This window comes from Ideonella lacteola (assembly GCF_038066555.1).
GTDB classification, from domain to species: domain Bacteria; phylum Pseudomonadota; class Gammaproteobacteria; order Burkholderiales; family Burkholderiaceae_C; genus Ideonella; species Ideonella lacteola.
Genome location: NZ_JBBUTG010000003.1, coordinates 194,585 through 213,172, shown reverse-complemented (window position 1 = coordinate 213,172; position 18,588 = coordinate 194,585). Strand labels below are relative to the sequence as shown.

The window sequence follows — 18,588 nt, the reverse complement described above, 5'->3', positions numbered from 1 at the left end:
ACAGACCGCGCGACGGTCAGCCGAACATGCCCCGCACTACATCGGCGTTAGTCAGCCCCCCGGGGTTGCCGAGGGTCGAGGAGGACGCCACGTTCCAGCAAGCCAGGTGCGCCAGGGCGTTGACCATCATGGGGGTGAGGTAGAGCTGGGTGAAGGTGTCGTACAGCGGGAAGTCGTCCACGCTCTCGACATCCAGCCAAGCGCGGGTTTCGATGGGCAGATCGTTCCACCAACTGGTGACGTTGTCGTTGTAGACCCAGAGCACTTCGACCGACTCTTGCGCCGGCACATTGAACCAGGGGTTGCTCAGCACCTTGAGCGTCTGGCGTACCAGCAGGGCGCCGCCGGCCCGTTTGGCGGCGTGCAGGCGCTGCTTCAGTTCGGTGAACGCGCTGGTCTCGAACACCTGGTTGTGGCGGTAGAGCCGCGCGGCGCCGTGGCCGTGGTCGTAGGGGCCGTAGGGAACGTAGCCGTGCACCGGCGAGAAGGGCTGCAGGCCGAACAGCGGCGGCAAGTCGCCGGAGACCACCACTTCGTTGCGCGCGGGATCGCGCCTCACGCCTTCGTCGGTGTTGATGAAGACGATGAGACGGGGCACGCCGCGCGCCAGCAAGGCGCTGACACCCAGGTTCTCGAGGCTGCCTCCGTCGGCAAAGCGGTATTCGAGCGGCGGCTGCTCCGCGCGGTTTTTGATGGGCCAATACAGGTAGCGCGGCACCAAGCCGCGAAACTCGGTGTACTGCTCTTCGAACATCTGCGCAAAGGCCGCGCTGCTGCAGCCGACGATGTCGCTGAGCGAGAAGGCACGCTGGGGCCGGCTGGTGCGCACCTCGCCCGGGTCGGCCTCGCCGAGGTAGGCGCCGCGCATGGCAAATGAGTCGACGAGCCCACCGCCGATGTCGCCGCGCTGCTGCGCGCCTTTCGGGAAGGCCGCCCGCACACCGAGCATGAAGTTGGCCTCGAAGGGCACCAGGTCGGCGTCGTCACTGTCGTTGTTGAACAGGCTGGTGTTGAACACCGGATAGGGCCGCTTGCGCTGCACGGTGATGAAGTCATCCAGGTGCAGCAAGGGGTTCTGCGCCAGGATGCCGCGCGGCGTCTTCAGGTAGGCCTCGGTCCAGCTGAAGAAGCGCGGGTCGAAACCATCGGGGCCGGGTTGCCACAGCCCGTGGTCCCTCAGCACCAGTTCGCCGATGAACCCCTGCCACAGCTCGCAGTTGGCGTAGTGGTGCTCTTCCTTCAGGCGGTAGAGCGCCTCCAGCACACGTGCCGGGTCGAAGCGGGTGGGCACCCGGCCCAGGTTGCGCGCCGGCATCTGCTCCAGGCGGTCGAGCGTGAGCTGTTGCGGATCGAGCTCGACGGCACCGAGAAACTCATCGTCCGAGATGGTCTGGGGCAGGTAGCTGAACAGCGCATTGGCCCACGTGCCGCCGGAAACCGACGAGATCGCGAAAACGTCGTCCAGCAAGCCCAGGTGGCGCAGGCCGCGCAGTTGCCCCATCGCGCACGACAGGGCCCGGCTGCCACCGCCTGACAGGCACACCCCCACTGAACGGGAGCCCGCCTGCGGCGTGCGATCGGAATCAGGGGCCAGCCGGGCGGGACGCAGCGGCAGGATCCCGGCGGTCAACGAGGTGCTCATGGCGGCTCCCAGATCGATCGATGGAGGTCTTCTCACCCGTCCCAACAACGGGTGTCCTCATCGATCAATACGAGAAATCGCCAGCGAACCCGACATCACGGTGGCGCACGCCGTGTGATGTGGACGCTGCACCACCATCCGGCACGCGGGCCGCGCCTGCGCGGCTGCTACTTGACCAGCATCACCCGCATGCCGAGAGAGCGGCCGCCTTCGCGGTCGAGCACCTGCACCGTCGCCTGTTTGGGCCTGAAGCCTTCGGGCAACGGCACGGTGCCGCGAACGATCTCGTGGTGCCCGATCGAGACGGGCAGCGCCTTCGCCGTGACATTGCCGGCGCCCCCCTTGGCCGACTCGCCCGCCAAGGTGAGCTGCAACACCCCTTGGGTGGGGCGGGATGCGCCCCGCGGGCGGGTGAGGACGACGTCGTAGCTGAGCGCGTTCGCACCCGCCTCGAATCGGCCCGCGCGCACCTCGATGCCGTTGTCGCGCGGATCGGGTGGCAGCGCATCGACCAGCGAAGCGACGTCGGCGTGCAGGCTCTGCGCGGTGCTCTTGAGCGTGGCCAGCTCGGTGCCGAGGCTCTTGTTGTCGGCGAGCGCCGCACTCAGCTGCTTCTGCGCCTGCGCCAACTCACCTTGCAGGCGCTGGCGCTCGGCCTCCGCTTTGTCGAAGGCGCCGCGCAGCGCGGCCGATTCACTGGGCGACAGGCGCGGTGGAAGATGCTTTTCCTGGAGATAGATGACACCGCCCGCACCGGCCACGGTGCCGACGAGCAGCAGCACGAGCCAGCGTGGCATCCACGAACGGGAGCGCTGCCGGGCATAGGGATCGAAAACGATGGGCTTGTTGCGGCCGAACATTCACACAGTGGTTGGAGAGTACGGCCACAGGCTAGCGCCAGGCGCGCCGCACAGTGCAACGCGATGTTCTGGCGCGAGCCTCGACGAGCCCGGCCCGCAGGCCGAGCGCATCACCGCACATCAGTAGCGCGAGGCCTCGGGCAACTCGATCTTCACTTCGAGCACTTCCAGGTTGTCCTGGCGTTCGAGGTGGACCTTGATGTCGTTGGGGTTGATCGAAACGTACTTCGAGATCACGGCCACCAGTTCGCGCTGCAGCGCGGGCAGGTAGTCGGCCCCGGTGCGGCCGGCACGCTCGTGGGCCAGGATGATCTGCAGCCGCTCTTTGGCCACGCTGGCGGTCTGCTTTTTCTCCCCCAGCAGGAAAGACAGGAACGACATCGGCAGTTACCTCCCGCCGAACAGGCGCTTGAAGATGCCGGGCTTGACCGCCTCGGTGTAGCGCATGGGCTTGTCTTCACCGAGGAAGCGTGCGACCAGATCCTGGTAGGCGCCGGCCACGTCGCTGTCCTTCATGTGGATGGCGGGCAGGCCCTGGTTCGATGCCTGCAGCACCGTCTCCGACTCGGGCACCACACCCAACAGCGGAATGCGCAGGATCTCCTGGATGTCGCCCAGCGACAGCATGTGGCCGTCCTGCACCCGGTTGGGGTTGTAGCGGGTGATCAGCAGATGCTCTTTCACCGGCTCCTTGCCCTCGATGGCGCGCTGGGTCTTGCTGCTGAGCATGCCCAGGATGCGGTCGGAATCGCGCACCGATGAGACCTCTGGGTTGGTGACGACCAGCGCCTCGTCGGCGAAATGCATCGCCAGCAGCGCACCCGTCTCGATGCCGGCCGGCGAGTCGCAGACGATGTAGTCGAACTCCATCGCCGCCAGGTCTTTCAGCACCCGCTCGACGCCCTCTTTCGTCAGCGCGTCTTTGTCACGCGTCTGCGAGGCAGGCAGCACGTACAGCTTGTCGCACTGCTTGTCCTTGATCAATGCCTGGTTCAGGTTGGCCTCGCCATTGATCACGTTGATCAGGTCGTAAACCACCCGACGCTCGCAGCCCATGATCAGGTCGAGGTTGCGCAGGCCGACGTCGAAGTCGATCACCGCGGTCTTGTGCCCGCGCAGCGCGAGCCCGGTCGAAAAGCTGGCGCTGGTGGTGGTCTTGCCCACACCGCCCTTGCCGGAAGTGACGACGACGATTCTTGCCATCGGTAACGAGTCCTCGAAATTTGAAGCAGGGAAAACAGCCCACCCTGGCCTTCAGGTGCCGCGCGGCACGGGTGGGTCTCAAGCGATCTCGGCGCGGCCTCTGGGCTCTTTCAGGGGTTCTTTCAACGGCTCCATCACCAGCTTGTCGTCGACGAGCCTCACCTGGGCCGGCTTGCCATGCACCTCGGCAGGCAGCGCGGTCTCGGTGGTGCGGTAGACGCCGGCGATGGCGATCAATTCTGGTTCGAAGCAAGTGCTGAAGATACGAGCTTCGGTGTTGCCCTTGTTGCCGGCGATCGCCTTGCCACGCAACGGCGCGTAAACATGGATGTGACCATCGGCGATGACCTCGGCCCCGAAATTCACAGCCGCCAGCACCACCAGATCCCCCCCGCGAGCATAGACCTGTTGGCCCGAGCGCAGCGGCCGATCGACCACCAAGGTCGGCGCCACCGGCGCCGGCACCTCGACGATCACCTCGCGAACCACCTCCTTGACCACCTCGACCTCGCGGATTTCCACGGGCCGCGGCTTCGGAAGGGGCGTGGGGTCGGGCGCTTCGGAGAGACCCGCCGCGAGGGCGGCCTCCATCTGCGCGGGCGAGCCGCCCGCTGCGGCCACGGGCTGCAGCTTGTGGTCCCGCAGCGCGGCCAGCACCGCCTCGAAGTCGATCGCCACCTCGGCCTCGCGCAGCGCCGACAGATCGACCACGACGGGATCGTGGTTGAAGAGCTGGGGCGTTTCGCGAAGGCGGCTGGCGAGTGCATCCGCCAGCGCCGCCGCATCGGCGCTCTTCAACGCGATGGACAGCAGCGGCAGGGAGGTGTTCTTGAGATCGAAGGCAGCGTCGTCGCCACCGGCCGGAGCCACACTCATGTCAGCACAGGAAACAGCAGCAGAGGCCGCGGAGTGTAACGGGCCGCTCACGACATGATCACCTGCAGGCTGTGCTCATAGCTGGCTGTGAGCCGGTCGAACACGTCCAGCAGGGCGTCGCTCGCCCGCACCAGCAGGGCTCGGCTGTCTTGCGCCTGCGCCCCATCCAGCCCTCGCAGGCCGCGCAGCAGGCGCAACCATTCGTCGCGCGCCAGGGCCAAGGCCTCGCGGCTGTCGCTGCTGGCCAGCGGGGTGGCTTCGAGTTCATGCAGGGTCTGCTCCACCTCGTCGAGCAAGGCGGGCAATGCGGCGCGGCGATCCGCATCGTCGAGCAGCGAGGCCAGCAGTGCGTCCTTGGCGATACGTTGGACCCGCATCCGCTGCCGGCCGCACAGATTGACGACCTTCAGCGCCCGCCGCGCACCGCCGGCCTCGAGCGATTCCGTCAGCGCTTCCGCACTGGCCAACAGGCGCGTCGCGCGTTCGTCGATGTCCAACAGCGCCTGAGGCGACTGGCGTTGCTCCAGGATGGCGGACAGCGCCACCCAGGCCGCGTTCACCGCCGCCAGGGCCCCACGGGTGGCCGCCGAGGCACTCGCCATCGGCGGCGTGGCGGCCAGGTGGTCCAGGTTCTCTTGCACCCGTTGCGCCGCTTCGTCTTGCAGGGCGCGGGCGCGCCGCGCTTCGATGCCCGCCAGGCGCTGGGCCGCCAAGCGCACCAGACGCTGCGACAACATGCGCAGCTGCCCCGCCCGGTTGATCGCCTCGGCCCACTGGCTCGCCTCGATCACCGAGCGAGACACCTCGCCCACACGCAGGTTCGCATGCATGGCCGCCCCGCGCAGCAGGCGGAAGGCGTCGTCTTCGCCGATGCCGCGCGCACTCATCAACACGCCCTTCGCGCGATCGACCCATTTGCGCTCGTCCAGCTGGCCTCGTGCACGCGCCAATTCGGCACGTTGCTGGGTGTCGTGCCGCCAGCGTGCACGGTCGATCGCCAGCGCGTCGCCCAGGGCCGCGGATGGCAAGCCCGGCCAGGGCCACCAACCCGCGAGGCCGGCGGCGAGCAGCGCCTCGCGCTCGTCAGCAGAAGGCGGCGGGCCCAGCAGCGTCACTGGCCAGGCCGGCTCGCCCGGCAGCGCCTGCAGCGCGGCCAGCAGCGGCGACACCTCGCCCACCACGACGACCTGTTCCGGTGCCATCGCACCAGCCTGATCGCCCGAGGCACCAGGCTGATGCGCCAGGGCATCGCAGCCACCAACCCAGGTGACGCGGTGGCCCGCGACGTGGAGCGCCTGCGTCAGCTCGTGCGTCGCCGCGTCCCGCGTCGATCGGGAGGGGCTTTCCACCTCGGACGACGACAGCAGGATCAGGCAGTGGGGCATGCGCAGATTGTGAGGCCGACACCGCCCAATCTGGCGCCGCGGCCCATTCGGGCCAATCGGGCATGCCTCTTGCATTGACTTCGGCGCGGTGTAACGACGCACCGCCTGTCAACCGTCCATCAGGGTTCGGCCTGGCTCGTGCGCTTCGGCGCAGTGCTTTGCCGCTTCATGCAAGGCACACCGTGAACGCGGTGTGCCCGGGCCCGCCGACCCTGGCCATTCGAGTCTGGCGCCTGCACACGCAGGCCCGCCGAGAAACCGACGCGATCACGCGCCACCGCGCGCCGCGCTGGACGCCCCATCCGCTGGATCACTCCACCCCATGGCATGACGCGCGCCGCTGGCGCTGCGTGGCCTCAGGGGCCATCGCCATCGCGATCACCAGCGCATCGGGCCCCTTCGGCCTCTCTCGACACGCCGCGACCGCCTTCCCTCATCAGACCACCCCAGCCCCACGCCCTTTCACCGCCCGTTCCTCACCATGACCGCTCCACCCAGCCTCCAGCAGTTCGCCCGCGCCGGCCACCTCCCCACGTTGGTCGCGGCGTTCGTCTACTTCGCGTTCTCGTGCTGCATCTGGGTGCTCAACGGGGCGATGGCACCGTTCATCAGCGAGACCTACGGGCTGACCCCCACCCAGAAAGGCGTGATGCTGTCGGTGCCCATCATCGCGGGCGCGCTGATGCGGTTTCCGCTGGGCGTGCTGTCCCAGTACATCGGCCGCAAGAACGCCACGTTGGTAGAGATGGGCATGATCGCGGTGGCGATGCTGTACGGCTACTTCGCGGTGGACAGCTTCGAGGGCCTGCTGAAGATGGGCGTGCTGCTCGGCATCGCAGGCGCCAGCTTCGGGGTGGCGTTGAGCCTGGGCTCAGGCTGGTTCCCACCGCAGCACAAAGGCCTGGCGATGGGCTTGGTGGGAGCCGGCAACGTCGGCACGGCGGTGTCGGTGCTGGTGGCCCCACCGCTCGCGCAGTGGCTGGGCTGGCAGACGGTCTACGCTGTCGCGGCAGGCGCGATCCTGTTGCCGATGGCGGTGATGGTGCTGTTCGCGAAAGAGCCGCCCGACGTCGACGCCCACGCCAGCTTCCGTGCCCACATCGCCTGCCTGTTCGAGAAAGACGGCTGGGTCTTCAGCCTGATCTACGGCGTCACCTTTGGCGGTTTCATCGGGCTGACCACCTTCCTGCCGAGCTACTACCACGACCAGTTCGGCGTCAGCAAGGTGCAGGCAGGGCAGCTGACGATGCTCGCAGCCTTCATGGGGGCGGCGGTGCGGGTGGCCGGGGGCTGGATCAGCGATCGCTGGGGCGGGGTGAACACGCTCACCTGGGTGCTGGTGGTCGTGGCGCTGAGCCTGGGCCTGGTCGGCTTCGCCAGTGGCTCGTTGGCGGTGACCACCTTGCTGCTCATCGTCTGCTTTGCCGCGCTGGGCGCGGGCAACGGTGCGCTGTTCCAGCTGGTGCCGCTGCGCTGGCCCACCACCACGGCGGTGGCCGGGTCGATGATCGGCGAGATCGGTGCACTGGGCGGCGGCCTGGTGCCCAACGCCATGGGCCTGTCGAAACAGTACCTCGGCCAGTACACCTGGGGCTTCGTGCTGTTCGCGTTGCTCTCGCTGCTGATGCTGGCGGTGATGCGGGTGATGCAGATCCGCTGGACTCGGACGTGGGCAGAGAAGGGCGGCCGCGCTCGCGCGATCGCCCCGGCGGCACCGATGGACTTCGCTGAAACGCGCTTCACCCCGCAGAGCGGGCGGCCGTAGGCACAGGGGCAGCCGATGACACAACCCCCTCGCTGCGCGTCACCGTGGCAGGAACAGCAGCCACAGCATGAGCAGCGCATTCAACAGCAGCGACAAGCCCAGCGCCAGCTGCCAGGCAGCCAGCGGATCACGCTGGATCAGCGGCGTGCTGCCCGGCGCACGCAGCGGTCGCGAGGCGCCGCGCTCGAGGGCCAGCAGCAACTCGTCGGCGGTTTCGAACCGCTGCGCGGGCTCGCGGGCCACCAGCTTCAGCAGCACATGGTCGAGCCAGATCGGCACATCGGGCCGGATGCGCGACGGTGCCATCGGGTCTCGCCGGTAGCCGCCGGTCTGATAAGGCTCGATCTCACCGTACGGCAGTCGCCCGGTGAGCCACTGGTACAGCGTGACGCCGAGCGCAAACAAGTCGCTGCCGGCATCGGCCGCCGCGCCCTGCCATTGTTCGGGGTTCATGTAGCTGGGGGTGCCGGCGTGCAGTTCACGCTGCGCCGCGGGCTCGCGGCCGCTCAGCGCCACGCCCAGGTCGAGCAGGCGCCAGAGGCCATCGTCGCCGCGGTGCAGGTTGCCCGGCTTGATGTCACGGTGCACCACGCCGTGGCGATGCAGCCGGGCCAGCGCGCGCGTGAGCATGAGGGCCGCGGCGATCAGTTCATCGACGCCGGGGCGTTGCCGTGTGGCGAGATGCTGCTCCAGCGTGCGACCCTGGTGCCAGTCGAACACGATGTAGAAGGCCGAGGCATCGGGCGAGCGCTCGCGCACGCGCACCAGGCCGGTCGCGGCATCACCAGCCACCCGCTGCCCCAGCCAGGCCTCGTGGGCCAGCATGGCCCGCTCTTCGGGATCGTTCGCGCGGTGTGGATGCAGCATCTTCAGCGCGACGAGATCGCCTTGAGCGCCGCGTGCCTGGTAGAGGCGATGGACACCCGTGTCGGCCACCACCGCGGTGATGGTCATGCCGTCGAACACCTGGCCCACCTGCAACAAACCGGGCACCGGCAGACGCCGCCCCGCCGAGAGCTCATCGTCGAGTTGGCGGGCTTGCAGCCCCACCACGCGCAGCACGAGGGCCGTCGCGTTGTCGCGCCCACCGGCGGCGAGGGCAGCTTCGGTCAGCGCCTCGGCCACCGCCTGGGCGCCGCCAACCGCCGAGCCTGCCGCGTGCCGTGCCAGCACGGTGGCCTTCACGGCGCCGTGCACACCATCCGAGCACAGCAGGAACACATCACCCCATCGGACGTCGCCTTGCGCGTAGTCGACCCTCACAACGTCATCCAGGCCCACGGCCCGGGTGAGGCGGCTGCGCTGGTCGGGGTGGTCGAAGGCGTGGTCGTGCGTGAGCTGCAGCAGTTCACCATCACGCCACAACCAGGCACGGGTGTCGCCCACATGGGCGATGGTCCAGGTCTGTCCGCGCAGGGCCAGCGCGGTGAGCGTGGTCAAGGCCGCCGGCTGGCCGGGACGGCGCCGGTTGTGATCGGCCAGCCAGGCGTTCTGCGCACCGATCAGGCGGTCCAGTACCACCGTCGTCTCCCAGGTGGCGGGCACCGCAAAGTAGTCGGCCAGCAGACCCATCACCGTGGTCTGCGCCGCCTCAAGGCCTTGACCACCCGCCGACACACCATCGGCCACCGCGGCGATGACGCCCCGCTCGGCCTCATGGGGCTCGGCACGCACCGCCCCAGCGAAATCTTCGTTGCGCTCGCGCGGGCCGCGCTCGCTGCTGTAGCCGATGTCGACGTCAAAGCTCAAGGAACGGACCTCCCGTACCGCTGCCTTGCATCCGAACGGCCGCAGCGCCGCCCGCGATTCTCCACGTCGTGGCACCCGAATTGCTTTTTGAACTGAAGGAAAGGACGGCCCACCGTGAAGAAGATGAAGCTCGTGATGGTCGGCAACGGCATGGCCGGTGTGCGCACGCTCGAAGAGCTGCTCAAGATCGCGCCTGACCTCTATGACATCACCGTCTTCGGCGCCGAGCCGCATCCCAACTACAACCGCATCCTGCTGAGCCCCGTGCTGGCCGGCGAGCAGACGATTGACGAGATCATCCTCAACCCGGTGAGCTGGTACGAGGAGCACGGCATCACGCTGCACCTGGGCAAGAAGGTCGAGCGCATCGACCGGGTCAAGCGACAGGTGGTGGCGGAAGATGGAACGACGGCTGCCTACGATCGGCTGTTGATTGCCACCGGCTCGACGCCGTTCATCCTGCCGGTGCCCGGCAAGGACTTGAACGGTGTGATCGCGTACCGCGACATCGCCGACACCCAGACGATGATCGAGACCGCCAAGACACACCAGCACGCGGTGGTGATCGGCGGCGGCCTGTTGGGGCTGGAAGCGGCCAACGGCCTGATGCTGCGCGGCATGCAGGTCAGCGTGGTGCACCTGATGCCCTGGCTGATGGAGCGACAGCTCGACGATGTGGCCGGCAAGATGCTGCAGAAGTCACTCGAAGAGCGCGGGCTGCGCTTCGAACTCGGCGCGCAGACGGACTCACTGCACGGCGACGACAGCGGCCGGGTGCGTGCGGTTCGTTTCAAGGATGGCCGAGAGATCCCGGCCGATCTGGTGGTGATGGCCGCGGGCATCCGCCCCAACACCCAGCTGGCGGAGGCGGCGGGCCTGCACTGCCAGCGCGGCATCGTCGTGAGCGACACCATGCAGACGGTGACCGACCCACGCATCTACGCCGTCGGCGAATGCGCCGCGCACCGCGGCATCGCCTATGGGCTGGTGGCGCCGCTGTTCGAGCAGGGCAAGGTCTGCGCCACCCATCTGGCCGAGTTCGGCATCGGCCGCTACAGCGGCAGCCAGACCAGCACCAAACTGAAGGTGACCGGCATCGACCTGTTCTCGGCGGGCGACTTCATGGGCGGCGAAGGCACCGAAGAGATCGTGCTGTCCGACCCGATGGGCGGTGTCTACAAGAAGCTGGTGATCAAGGACGACAAGCTCGTCGGCGCCTGCCTGTACGGCGACACCGTCGACGGCGGCTGGTACTTCAAACTGCTGCGCGAAGGCCGCACCGTGGCCGACATCCGCGATCGGCTGATGTTCGGCGAATCGAACATCGGCGACGTGGGGCACGAGGGCCACAACAAGGCGGCCGCAATGGCCGACGCCGACGAGGTCTGCGGCTGCAACGGCGTGAGCAAGGGCGCCATCTGCAAGGCGATCAAGGACAAGGGCCTGTTCACGCTGGAAGACGTGCGCAAGCACACCAAAGCGAGTGCCTCATGCGGCTCGTGCACCGGCCTGGTCGAACAGCTGATCATGTTCACCGCCGGGGGCGACTACTCCGCCACGCCGAAGAAGAAGGCGATGTGCGGCTGCACCGATCACAGCCAACAGGACGTGCGCGACGCCATCTTCAACGAGCACCTGATCACCATCCCCGAGGTGATGCGGTTCATGAACTGGCGCACCCCCAACGGCTGTGCCAGTTGCCGGCCGGCCTTGAACTACTACCTGATCTCGTCGTGGCCGAAAGAGGCGAAGGACGATCCGCAGAGCCGCTTCATCAACGAGCGCGCTCACGCCAACATCCAGAAGGACGGCACCTACAGCGTCATCCCGCGCATGTGGGGCGGAGAGACCAGCGCCGATGAACTGCGCCGCATTGCGGACGCGGTGGACAAGTACAAGATCCCGACCGTCAAGGTGACCGGCGGCCAGCGCATCGACCTGCTCGGCGTGAAGAAGGAAGACCTGGTCAACGTGTGGCGCGACATCGGCATGCCCTCGGGCCATGCCTATGCCAAGGCGCTGCGCACGGTGAAGACCTGCGTGGGCAGCGAGTGGTGCCGCATGGGCACGCAAGACTCCACCCAGATGGGCAAGGATCTGGAGCGCGCGATGTGGCGCATGTACGCGCCGCACAAGGTCAAGTTCGCGGTCTCGGGCTGCCCGCGCAACTGCGCCGAGGCCGGCATCAAGGACGTGGGCATCATCGGCGTCGACTCGGGATGGGAGATGTACATCGCCGGCAACGGCGGCATCAAGACCGAGGTGGCGCACTTCTTCTGCAAGCTGAAGACCGCCGAGGAAGTGCTCGAGTACACCGGCGCCTTCATGCAGCTGTACCGCAAGGAGGGCTGGTATCTCGAACGCACGGTGCACTACGTCTCGCGCGTCGGCCTCGACCACGTGAAGAAGAAGATCCTCGACGACGCCGAGGGCCGCCGGGCCCTGTGGGCCGAGCTGCAGTTCGCGCTCGACGGCGAACCCGACCCCTGGTTCGAGTTTGACAAGGCGCGCGTGGATGTCCGGCAATTCAATGCATTGGGAGCTTGAGGCCATGAACCACTGGAAAGCCATCTGCCGAGTGGAAGACATCCCGGTGCTGGGCGCGCGTCGCGTCACGCGCGCCGAAGGGCCCGCGGTGGCGGTGTTCCGCAACGAGCAAGGCGAGGTCTTTGCGCTGCTGGACCGTTGCCCCCACAAGGGCGGCCCGTTGAGCCAGGGAATCGTCTTCGGACGCAGCGTGGCCTGCCCGCTGCACAACTGGACGATCGGCCTGTGCGACGGCGTGGCCGCGGCCCCCGACGAAGGCTGCACGCCGAAATTCGCGGTGGCGGTGCTCGACGGGGTGGTGCACCTGGACGAGCGCGAGCTGGCCACATTGGGCACCACCGTCGCGCTGCCTGTCGCCGGGCCGTCGCTGCGCAAGACGACCGCGGCCTGAGCCACCTGCGGCCATGCGCGAGACGACTTCGACCTGCTGCTACTGCGGCGTCGGCTGCGGGGTGATCATCGAGCACGACGGCGTGCAGATCACCGGCGTGCGGGGTGATCCGCAACACCCTGCCAACTTCGGCCGGCTGTGCAGCAAAGGGGCGACCCTTCACCTCACCGCCTCGGCCTCGGTGACGCGCCAGACACGGCTGCTGTCGCCGATGCGTCGGCTGCAGCGCGGTGGCCCGCCGCAGCCCGTCTCGTGGGACGACGCACTGACACACACGGCCGACGAGCTGGCCCGCCTGCACCGGGCCCACGGGCCGGAATCGATCGGCGTCTACATCTCCGGACAGTTGTTGACGGAGGACTACTACGTCTTCAACAAGCTGGTCAAAGGCCTGCTCGGCAGCAACCAGATCGACACCAATTCGCGCCTGTGCATGAGCAGCGCCGTGGCGGGCTACAAAGCCACGCTCGGGGCCGATGCGCCGCCCTGCGCGTACGACGACCTGCAGCACGCGCAAACGGTGTTCATCACCGGCAGCAACATGGCCTGGGCCCACCCGGTACTGATGCGCCGGCTTGAAGATGCGCGCCGCGCCAACCCCACGCAGAAATGGATCGTCGCCGACCCCCGGCGCACCGAGACCGCCGAATCGGCCGACCTGCACCTGCCCCTGATGCCGGGCAGCGATGTGGCGCTGTACCACGGCCTGCTGCACCTGCTGCTGTGGGAGGGCCTCGTCGACACCGGCTTCATCGCGCAGCACACTGAAGGCTTCGATGCGCTGCGCGATCGGGTGCGCGACCACACCCCGCGCGAAACCGCCCGGCTCACCGGCCTGGCCGAAGACGACATCGTCACCGCCGCGCGATGGTTCGGCAGCCACACGCCGACGCTGTCTCTCTACTGCCAGGGCCTCAACCAGAGCAGCTCGGGCACCGCCAAAAATGCGGCGCTGATCAACCTGCACCTGGCGACCGGTCAGATCGGCAAGCCCGGCGCCGGGCCCTTCTCGCTGACCGGCCAGCCCAATGCGATGGGTGGTCGCGAAGTGGGTGGCATGGCCAACCTGTTGAGCGGCCACCGCGATCTGGGCGACCCCACCCACCGTGCCGAGGTGGCTCGGCTGTGGGGTGTGCCCGAGGTGCCCGCCAAGCCGGGGCTCACCGCCGTCGAGATGTTCGAGGCCGCTGCCGACGGGCAGGTCAAGGCGCTGTGGATCGCCTGCACCAACCCTGCCCAATCGATGCCAGATCAAGCGACGGTGCGCCGCGCCCTCGAACGCGCGGAGCTGGTCATCGTGCAGGAGGCCTTCGCCACCACCGCCACCTGCGCCTTCGCCGATGTGCTGCTGCCGGCCACCACCTGGGGCGAGAAAGACGGCACCGTGACCAACAGCGAACGGCGCATCAGCCGCGTGCGTCCTGCTGTGCCGGCACCCGGCGAGGCAAGGCACGACTGGCTGATCGCGCGGGATGTGGCGCAGCAGCTGGCGGCACGCCTCATGCCGGAACGCGCCGCACTCTTCGACTACCCGACGGCCGAATCGATCTGGCTCGAACACAGGGAGTCGACCCGCGGGCGCGACCTGGACATCACCGGCCTGAGCTACGAGATGCTGGAGACCCGCGGCCCCCAACAGTGGCCACTGCCCGAGGGTGGCTCCGCCGGCCGGGTGCGTCTTTATGAAGACGGCCACTTCGCCACCGCCAACGGCCGGGCGCGTTTCGCCGACGTGGCGTTCACCCCGCTGGCCGAACCACGCGACGCACGCTACCCCTTCAGCCTGAACACCGGCCGGCTGCGCGACCAATGGCACGGCATGAGCCGCACCGGCACGCTGGGCCGGTTGTACGGACACGAGGGCTGGCCTGGGGTGGACATGCACCCGCAAGACCTGCAACGCCTGCGCCTGAACGAGGGCGATCTGGTGCGGGTGCGTTCTCGCCGCGGCGAGGTGCTGCTGCCGGTGCGCCGCAGCGACTCCGTGAAGCCCACCCAGGCGTTCATCGCGATGCACTGGGGAGAGGAGGTGCTCTCGGGTCGTGACAGCGCAGGCCGCGCACTGGCGGGGGTGAACGCCGTGACGCTGCCCAGCTTCTGCCCGCAGTCCCGTCAGCCTGAGTTGAAGCACGCCGCGGTCGCGATCGACAAAGTGCATTTGCCGTGGCGTCTCACCGCGATGGCCTGGCTGCCGGCCGAGCGGGCGCTGGCCGTGCGCGAGGAGCTCAAGTCCACGTTGTCGCGCTTCGATTTCGCCAGCCTGCTGCCTTTCGGGCGCGAGGGCGATGCCGCCGACGCCAGCGCCCGCCTGGGCCTGCTGCTGCGGGCAGCCGCGGCCGAGTCGCCAGGAGATGACGCGTTGGCACCGATCCGCGCGCATTTGGGGCTCGGCGAGCCCGGCGTGCTTGCCTACCAAGATGCGCGCCGGGGGCAGCAGCGGGCCCTGCGCATCGCACGCGACGAAAGCGGCGCGGAACGTCTGCAGGGTTTCTGGGTGGCAGGCGACGTGAGCGGTGAGGCCTGGCTGCGCTCACTGCTGGAGGCCGACCAGACCCTGCCAGGCCCCGGGCGGCAGCTGCTGGCACCCGGAGCCCTCGCACGCACACCCGCTCGAACCAGCGTTCAGGTCTGCACCTGCTTCAACGTGAGCGAGACCGCAATCCGCGCCGAACTGGGCCGTTGCCAAGGCACTGCCGACGAACGGCTGGTCGGCCTTCAGCGCGCGCTGAAGTGTGGCACCGAGTGCGGCTCGTGCCTGCCCAAGCTGCGGCTTCTGGTACAGCAAACGCCCATCGCCGAGGGCCTGGGCGTAACGACAATGCCGACATGAGCATTGCAGCCTACCTGCGGGAAATCGGTCGGGGCAAGGACGGCGCACGCGCGCTGTCGCGGGCCCAGGCCTTCGATCTGATGAGCCAACTGCTGGATGGGCAGCTGAGCGACCTGGAAAAAGGCGGCTTCGCGCTGGCCATGCGCATCAAGGGCGAAACCCCGGAAGAGCTGGCGGGCTTCATGGATGCGGTGGTGCCACGCACGCTGCCGCTGCAGGCGCCATCGTCCGCGATCGTGCTGCCGAGCTACAACGGCGCCCGCAAGCTGCCCAACCTGACGCCGCTGCTCGCCGGCCTGCTGGCCCGCGAAGGGGTGCCGGTGCTGGTGCACGGCCCTTTGACCGACGCCACCCGCACGACCAGCGCCCAGGTGTTCGACGCGCTCGGATGGGCTGTCGCGACCACACCCGCCGAGGCCGAGCGGCCATGGTCGCAACAACGGCCCGTGTTCATGCCCATCAGTGCCCTGCACCCATCGCTGGCCCAATTGCTGGCACTGCGCAGCGTGCTGGGCCTGCGCAACTCCGGCCACACGCTCGCCAAGCTGCTGCCGGCCGTGCCGGGGGCGCTGAGGGTGGTCAACCACACCCACCCCGAATACGCGATCAGCCTCGGCGACTTCCTGAACCAGACGGGCGCCACCGCGATGCTGCTGCGTGGTACCGAGGGCGAGCCGGTGGCCGATGCGCGCCGGCTGCCGACGCTGAAGTGCTTTGTCAACGGCGTGATGGAAGACGCCCTCACGCTCGAAGGCGAAGGCGGTTCGCTCGCGAAGCTGCCCGACCTGCCGACCGAGATCGATGCCGCCACCACCGCGCGCACGATCCAGGCCATGCTCGAAGGCCACCAACCGGTGCCCGAGCCCATCACCCGCCAGGTGCAGTCCCTGCTCGCACTGCGCCAGCGCTTGCACTGAGGAGCACCGCATGCCCGCCCTTCACCCTGTCACGCTGGTCGGCGCCGGCCCGGGCGACCCGGAACTGCTGACCTTGAAGGCCGTGCGGGTGATCCGCGAGGCCACGGTGATCCTCGTCGACGATCTCGTCGGCGAGCAGGTGCTGGCGAGCGTGCTGGCCGGTGTGGTGCCTCCGCCCCGGGTGGTGAATGTGGGCAAGCGCGGCGGCTGTGCCTCGACGCCGCAAGCGTTCATCGAACGCTTGCTGGTGCGGGAGGCTCAGGCCGGTGAAAAGGTGGTGCGGCTCAAGGGCGGCGATCCCCTCGTCTTCGGCCGAGCCGGAGAAGAAATGGCGGCGCTGCGGGAGGCGGGCATCGAGGTGCAGGTGGTCAACGGCATCACCTCCGGCCTGGCCGCAGCGCAGGCGCTGGGCACGGGGTGGACGGACCGCCGGTGGGCACAGGGGGTGATCCTCGTCACCGGCCACGCCCAGGCCGGGCACGACGGGCCGGATTGGGACTCGATCGGGGCCGCCGCAGCGCGTGGCCTGACACTGGTGGTGTACATGGGCCTGTCGCGCGTTGAACAGATCGTGCAGGCGCTTCGGCGCCACGTGCCGGGCGATTGGCCCGCGGCGGTGGTGCAGGGCGCCAGCACGGCGACGCAACGGCAGGCCCTGACCACGCTGGAGCGCCTGCCCGCGTTGATCGAGACCGAAGGCTTTCGAAGCCCCGCGGTGCTGGTGATGGGGCGGGTGCTGGAGGCCAGTGCGCTTGCGCAGGCCGAGTCGCTGCTCAGCCAAGGGCCGGCGCGAGCCGCAGGCTGACGCGAAACACCTGGCCCGCGCCGAGATGCGCGGCCCCGGCCCGCGTGCCACGACACGCCGCCGTGGCTTTCACCAGCGCCAGGGCGGGGTCAGCCGGCGTTGCGCGCCTGGGCTCTCGCCCGCTGACCGGGCCCGGTCAGTGCCCGCTGCCCAGCTTCTCTCCGGCCTTCAGACGGTAGACCGTGCCGCAGTACGGGCACTTGCCTTCGCCTTCGTGGGCCAGGTCGATGAACACGCGCGGGTGGTTGCTCCACAGCGCCATTTTCGGGTTGGGGCAGAAGACGACGCCGGGGCCTTGCAGGTCGCGGGCGGTGACTTCGACAACAGCGGCGGTCGAGGCGGTGGCACTCATGGTCTGGGGCAGGAAAGTGGGTTCGGGGAACGGGTCAGACGCGGGTCAGCCATTCGGCGTACTTCGCGTTGCGGCCGTTGACGATGTCGAAGAAGGCCGTCTGGATCTTCTCGGTGATCGGGCCGCGCATGCCCGCGCCAAGCTCGATGCGGTCGAGCTCACGAATCGGCGTGACTTCGGCGGCGGTGCCGGTGAAGAAAGCCTCGTCCGCGATGTAGACCTCGTCGCGGGTGATGCGCTTTTCCACGAGCTTGAGCCCCAGGTCCTGGCAGATCGCGAAGATGGTGTTGCGGGTGATGCCGTTGAGCGCACCGGCCGACAGATCCGGGGTGTAGACCACGCCGTTCTTGATGATGAACAAGTTCTCGCCAGCGCCTTCGGACACGAAGCCCGAGGCGTCCAGCAGCAGCGCCTCGTCGTAACCGTCGTCGGTGGCTTCCATGTTGGCCAGGATCGAGTTGGTGTAGTTGCTCACCGTCTTGGCCTGCGTCATCGTGATGTTGACGTGGTGCCGGGTGTAGCTCGAGGTCTTCACGCGGATGCCGCGCTTCATGCCCTCTTCACCCAGGTAGGCGCCCCACGGCCAGGCGGCGACCATCAGGTGCACGGTGTTGCCCTTGGGGCTCACCCCGAGCTTCTCTGAGCCGATCCAGATCAGCGGGCGCAGGTAGCCGCTCTTCAGCTGGTTCTCGCGCACCACGGCGCACTGCGCATCCATCACCTCCTGCTGCGAGAAAGGGATCTTCATGCGCAGGATCTTGGCCGAGTTGAACAGCCGTTCGGTGTGCTCGCGCAGGCGGAAGATGGCCGTGCCGCCGACGGCGTCGTAGGCCCGCACGCCTTCGAACGCGCCACAGCCGTAGTGCAGCGTGTGCGTCAGCACGTGGATCTTGGCGTCGCGCCACTCCACCATCTGTCCGTCCATCCAGATCTTGCCGTCGCGATCGTCCATGCCCATGGTGGTGGTCCTTCGTGCGAATGTGTGCCGCTTGCTGCGGGCGGAGCGCGGATTTTAGAGGCGGGGCCGGACGGGGCCCCAGCGACCTCGGCGAGAGGTCTCCAAGCGCTGTATTTGTAAGCAATCGTGGCAGCCCATCCACGCAACCGTGCAATCCTTCACACCTCGTGTCGCGGCATACGCCACACCCCCCGCGTTCCCCCTAACTCAAACCGCCCTTACACCTTCTAACAGTGCGTCCTTTCCGGGAAACTCTCAGTTAACGGCTGGAGTCAGCCGAGTTCCATCCGGCGTCGAGGGTCGCCGCG

The 18,588-nt window shown here is 68.2% G+C and carries 15 protein-coding genes; 6 read left to right on the top strand and 9 right to left on the bottom strand.

The features are described from left to right. Nucleotides 1-16: 16 nt before the first annotated feature. From AACH06_RS06715 to AACH06_RS06690, 6 genes are all read right to left on the bottom strand, one after another. The gene (locus AACH06_RS06715) at nt 17-1,642 is read right to left on the bottom strand and encodes a hypothetical protein (RefSeq protein ID WP_341424879.1); all 1,626 of its coding nucleotides are present in this window, start codon (nt 1,640-1,642) and stop codon (nt 17-19) included. 167 nt (nt 1,643-1,809) lie between these two features. Next, on the bottom strand, nt 1,810-2,502 hold the full coding sequence (locus AACH06_RS06710; RefSeq protein WP_341424878.1) for a DUF6776 family protein: 693 nt from the start codon (nt 2,500-2,502) through the stop codon (nt 1,810-1,812). A 120-nt stretch (nt 2,503-2,622) separates the two neighbouring features. Then, a complete protein-coding gene (gene minE, locus AACH06_RS06705) occupies nt 2,623-2,883 on the bottom strand; it encodes a cell division topological specificity factor MinE (RefSeq protein WP_341424877.1) in 261 nt (86 codons plus the stop codon). A 6-nt stretch (nt 2,884-2,889) separates the two neighbouring features. Further along, on the bottom strand, nt 2,890-3,705 hold the full coding sequence (minD, locus tag AACH06_RS06700; protein WP_341424876.1) for a septum site-determining protein MinD: 816 nt from the start codon (nt 3,703-3,705) through the stop codon (nt 2,890-2,892). A 78-nt stretch (nt 3,706-3,783) separates the two neighbouring features. Beyond that, nucleotides 3,784-4,581: a septum site-determining protein MinC gene (gene minC, locus AACH06_RS06695; RefSeq protein WP_341424875.1), complete on the bottom strand. Its 798-nt coding sequence runs from the start codon at nt 4,579-4,581 to the stop codon at nt 3,784-3,786. Between the two features lie 47 nt (nt 4,582-4,628). Continuing rightward, a complete protein-coding gene (locus AACH06_RS06690) occupies nt 4,629-5,966 on the bottom strand; it encodes an ANTAR domain-containing protein (RefSeq protein ID WP_341424874.1) in 1,338 nt (445 codons plus the stop codon). A gap of 481 nt (nt 5,967-6,447) precedes the next feature. Between AACH06_RS06690 and AACH06_RS06685 the strand changes: the two genes are divergently transcribed. Beyond that, nucleotides 6,448-7,731: an MFS transporter gene (locus AACH06_RS06685; RefSeq protein WP_341424873.1), complete on the top strand. Its 1,284-nt coding sequence runs from the start codon at nt 6,448-6,450 to the stop codon at nt 7,729-7,731. 39 nt (nt 7,732-7,770) lie between these two features. Here AACH06_RS06685 and AACH06_RS06680 read toward each other — a convergent pair whose 3' ends face one another. Continuing rightward, nucleotides 7,771-9,480, bottom strand: a complete 1,710-nt coding sequence (locus tag AACH06_RS06680) for a bifunctional protein-serine/threonine kinase/phosphatase (RefSeq protein ID WP_341424872.1) — start codon at nt 9,478-9,480, stop codon at nt 7,771-7,773. Between the two features lie 114 nt (nt 9,481-9,594). On the opposite strand from AACH06_RS06680, the gene nirB reads away from it, so the two are divergent. From nirB to cobA, 5 genes are read left to right on the top strand one after another with little or no spacing between them, the layout of a single operon-like run. After that, nucleotides 9,595-12,027, top strand: a complete 2,433-nt coding sequence (nirB, locus tag AACH06_RS06675; RefSeq protein ID WP_341424871.1) for a nitrite reductase large subunit NirB — start codon at nt 9,595-9,597, stop codon at nt 12,025-12,027. A gap of 4 nt (nt 12,028-12,031) precedes the next feature. Then, entirely contained in the window at nt 12,032-12,418 is a 387-nt protein-coding gene (gene nirD / locus AACH06_RS06670; RefSeq protein WP_341424870.1) for a nitrite reductase small subunit NirD, read from the top strand. Between the two features lie 13 nt (nt 12,419-12,431). Further along, nucleotides 12,432-15,248: a nitrate reductase gene (locus AACH06_RS06665; protein WP_341424868.1), complete on the top strand. Its 2,817-nt coding sequence runs from the start codon at nt 12,432-12,434 to the stop codon at nt 15,246-15,248. Further along, nucleotides 15,245-16,165 carry a DNA-binding protein YbiB gene (gene ybiB / locus AACH06_RS06660; RefSeq protein ID WP_341424867.1) on the top strand — a complete coding sequence of 307 codons (921 nt, stop codon included), beginning with the start codon at nt 15,245-15,247 and terminating at the stop codon, nt 16,163-16,165. The genes AACH06_RS06665 and ybiB overlap by 4 nt, the downstream gene beginning before the upstream one ends. 10 nt (nt 16,166-16,175) lie before the next feature. Then, complete coding sequence (cobA, locus tag AACH06_RS06655; RefSeq protein WP_341424866.1) at nt 16,176-16,970, top strand: uroporphyrinogen-III C-methyltransferase; 795 nt, start codon at nt 16,176-16,178, stop codon at nt 16,968-16,970. A 136-nt stretch (nt 16,971-17,106) separates the two neighbouring features. Here the strand turns inward: cobA and AACH06_RS06650 are convergent, their stop codons facing one another. After that, nucleotides 17,107-17,322, bottom strand: a complete 216-nt coding sequence (locus AACH06_RS06650) for a zinc-finger domain-containing protein (RefSeq protein ID WP_341424865.1) — start codon at nt 17,320-17,322, stop codon at nt 17,107-17,109. 34 nt (nt 17,323-17,356) lie between these two features. Then, complete coding sequence (locus AACH06_RS06645; RefSeq protein ID WP_341424864.1) at nt 17,357-18,280, bottom strand: branched-chain amino acid transaminase; 924 nt, start codon at nt 18,278-18,280, stop codon at nt 17,357-17,359. Nucleotides 18,281-18,588 lie beyond the last annotated feature (308 nt).

Excerpts from the sequence above, each read along its gene's own strand:
- AACH06_RS06715 (WP_341424879.1), bottom strand. The coding sequence starts at position 1,642 with ATGAGCACCTCGTTGACCGCCGGGATCCTGCCGCTGCGTCCCGCCCGG.
- AACH06_RS06710 (WP_341424878.1), bottom strand. The coding sequence starts at position 2,502 with ATGTTCGGCCGCAACAAGCCCATCGTTTTCGATCCCTATGCCCGGCAG.
- minE (WP_341424877.1), bottom strand. The coding sequence starts at position 2,883 with ATGTCGTTCCTGTCTTTCCTGCTGGGGGAGAAAAAGCAGACCGCCAGC.
- minD (WP_341424876.1), bottom strand. The coding sequence starts at position 3,705 with ATGGCAAGAATCGTCGTCGTCACTTCCGGCAAGGGCGGTGTGGGCAAG.
- minC (WP_341424875.1), bottom strand. The coding sequence starts at position 4,581 with ATGAGTGTGGCTCCGGCCGGTGGCGACGACGCTGCCTTCGATCTCAAG.
- AACH06_RS06690 (WP_341424874.1), bottom strand. The coding sequence starts at position 5,966 with ATGCCCCACTGCCTGATCCTGCTGTCGTCGTCCGAGGTGGAAAGCCCC.
- AACH06_RS06685 (WP_341424873.1), top strand. The coding sequence starts at position 6,448 with ATGACCGCTCCACCCAGCCTCCAGCAGTTCGCCCGCGCCGGCCACCTC.
- nirD (WP_341424870.1), top strand. The coding sequence starts at position 12,032 with ATGAACCACTGGAAAGCCATCTGCCGAGTGGAAGACATCCCGGTGCTG.
- AACH06_RS06665 (WP_341424868.1), top strand. The coding sequence starts at position 12,432 with ATGCGCGAGACGACTTCGACCTGCTGCTACTGCGGCGTCGGCTGCGGG.
- ybiB (WP_341424867.1), top strand. The coding sequence starts at position 15,245 with ATGAGCATTGCAGCCTACCTGCGGGAAATCGGTCGGGGCAAGGACGGC.
- cobA (WP_341424866.1), top strand. The coding sequence starts at position 16,176 with ATGCCCGCCCTTCACCCTGTCACGCTGGTCGGCGCCGGCCCGGGCGAC.
- AACH06_RS06650 (WP_341424865.1), bottom strand. The coding sequence starts at position 17,322 with ATGAGTGCCACCGCCTCGACCGCCGCTGTTGTCGAAGTCACCGCCCGC.
- AACH06_RS06645 (WP_341424864.1), bottom strand. The coding sequence starts at position 18,280 with ATGGGCATGGACGATCGCGACGGCAAGATCTGGATGGACGGACAGATG.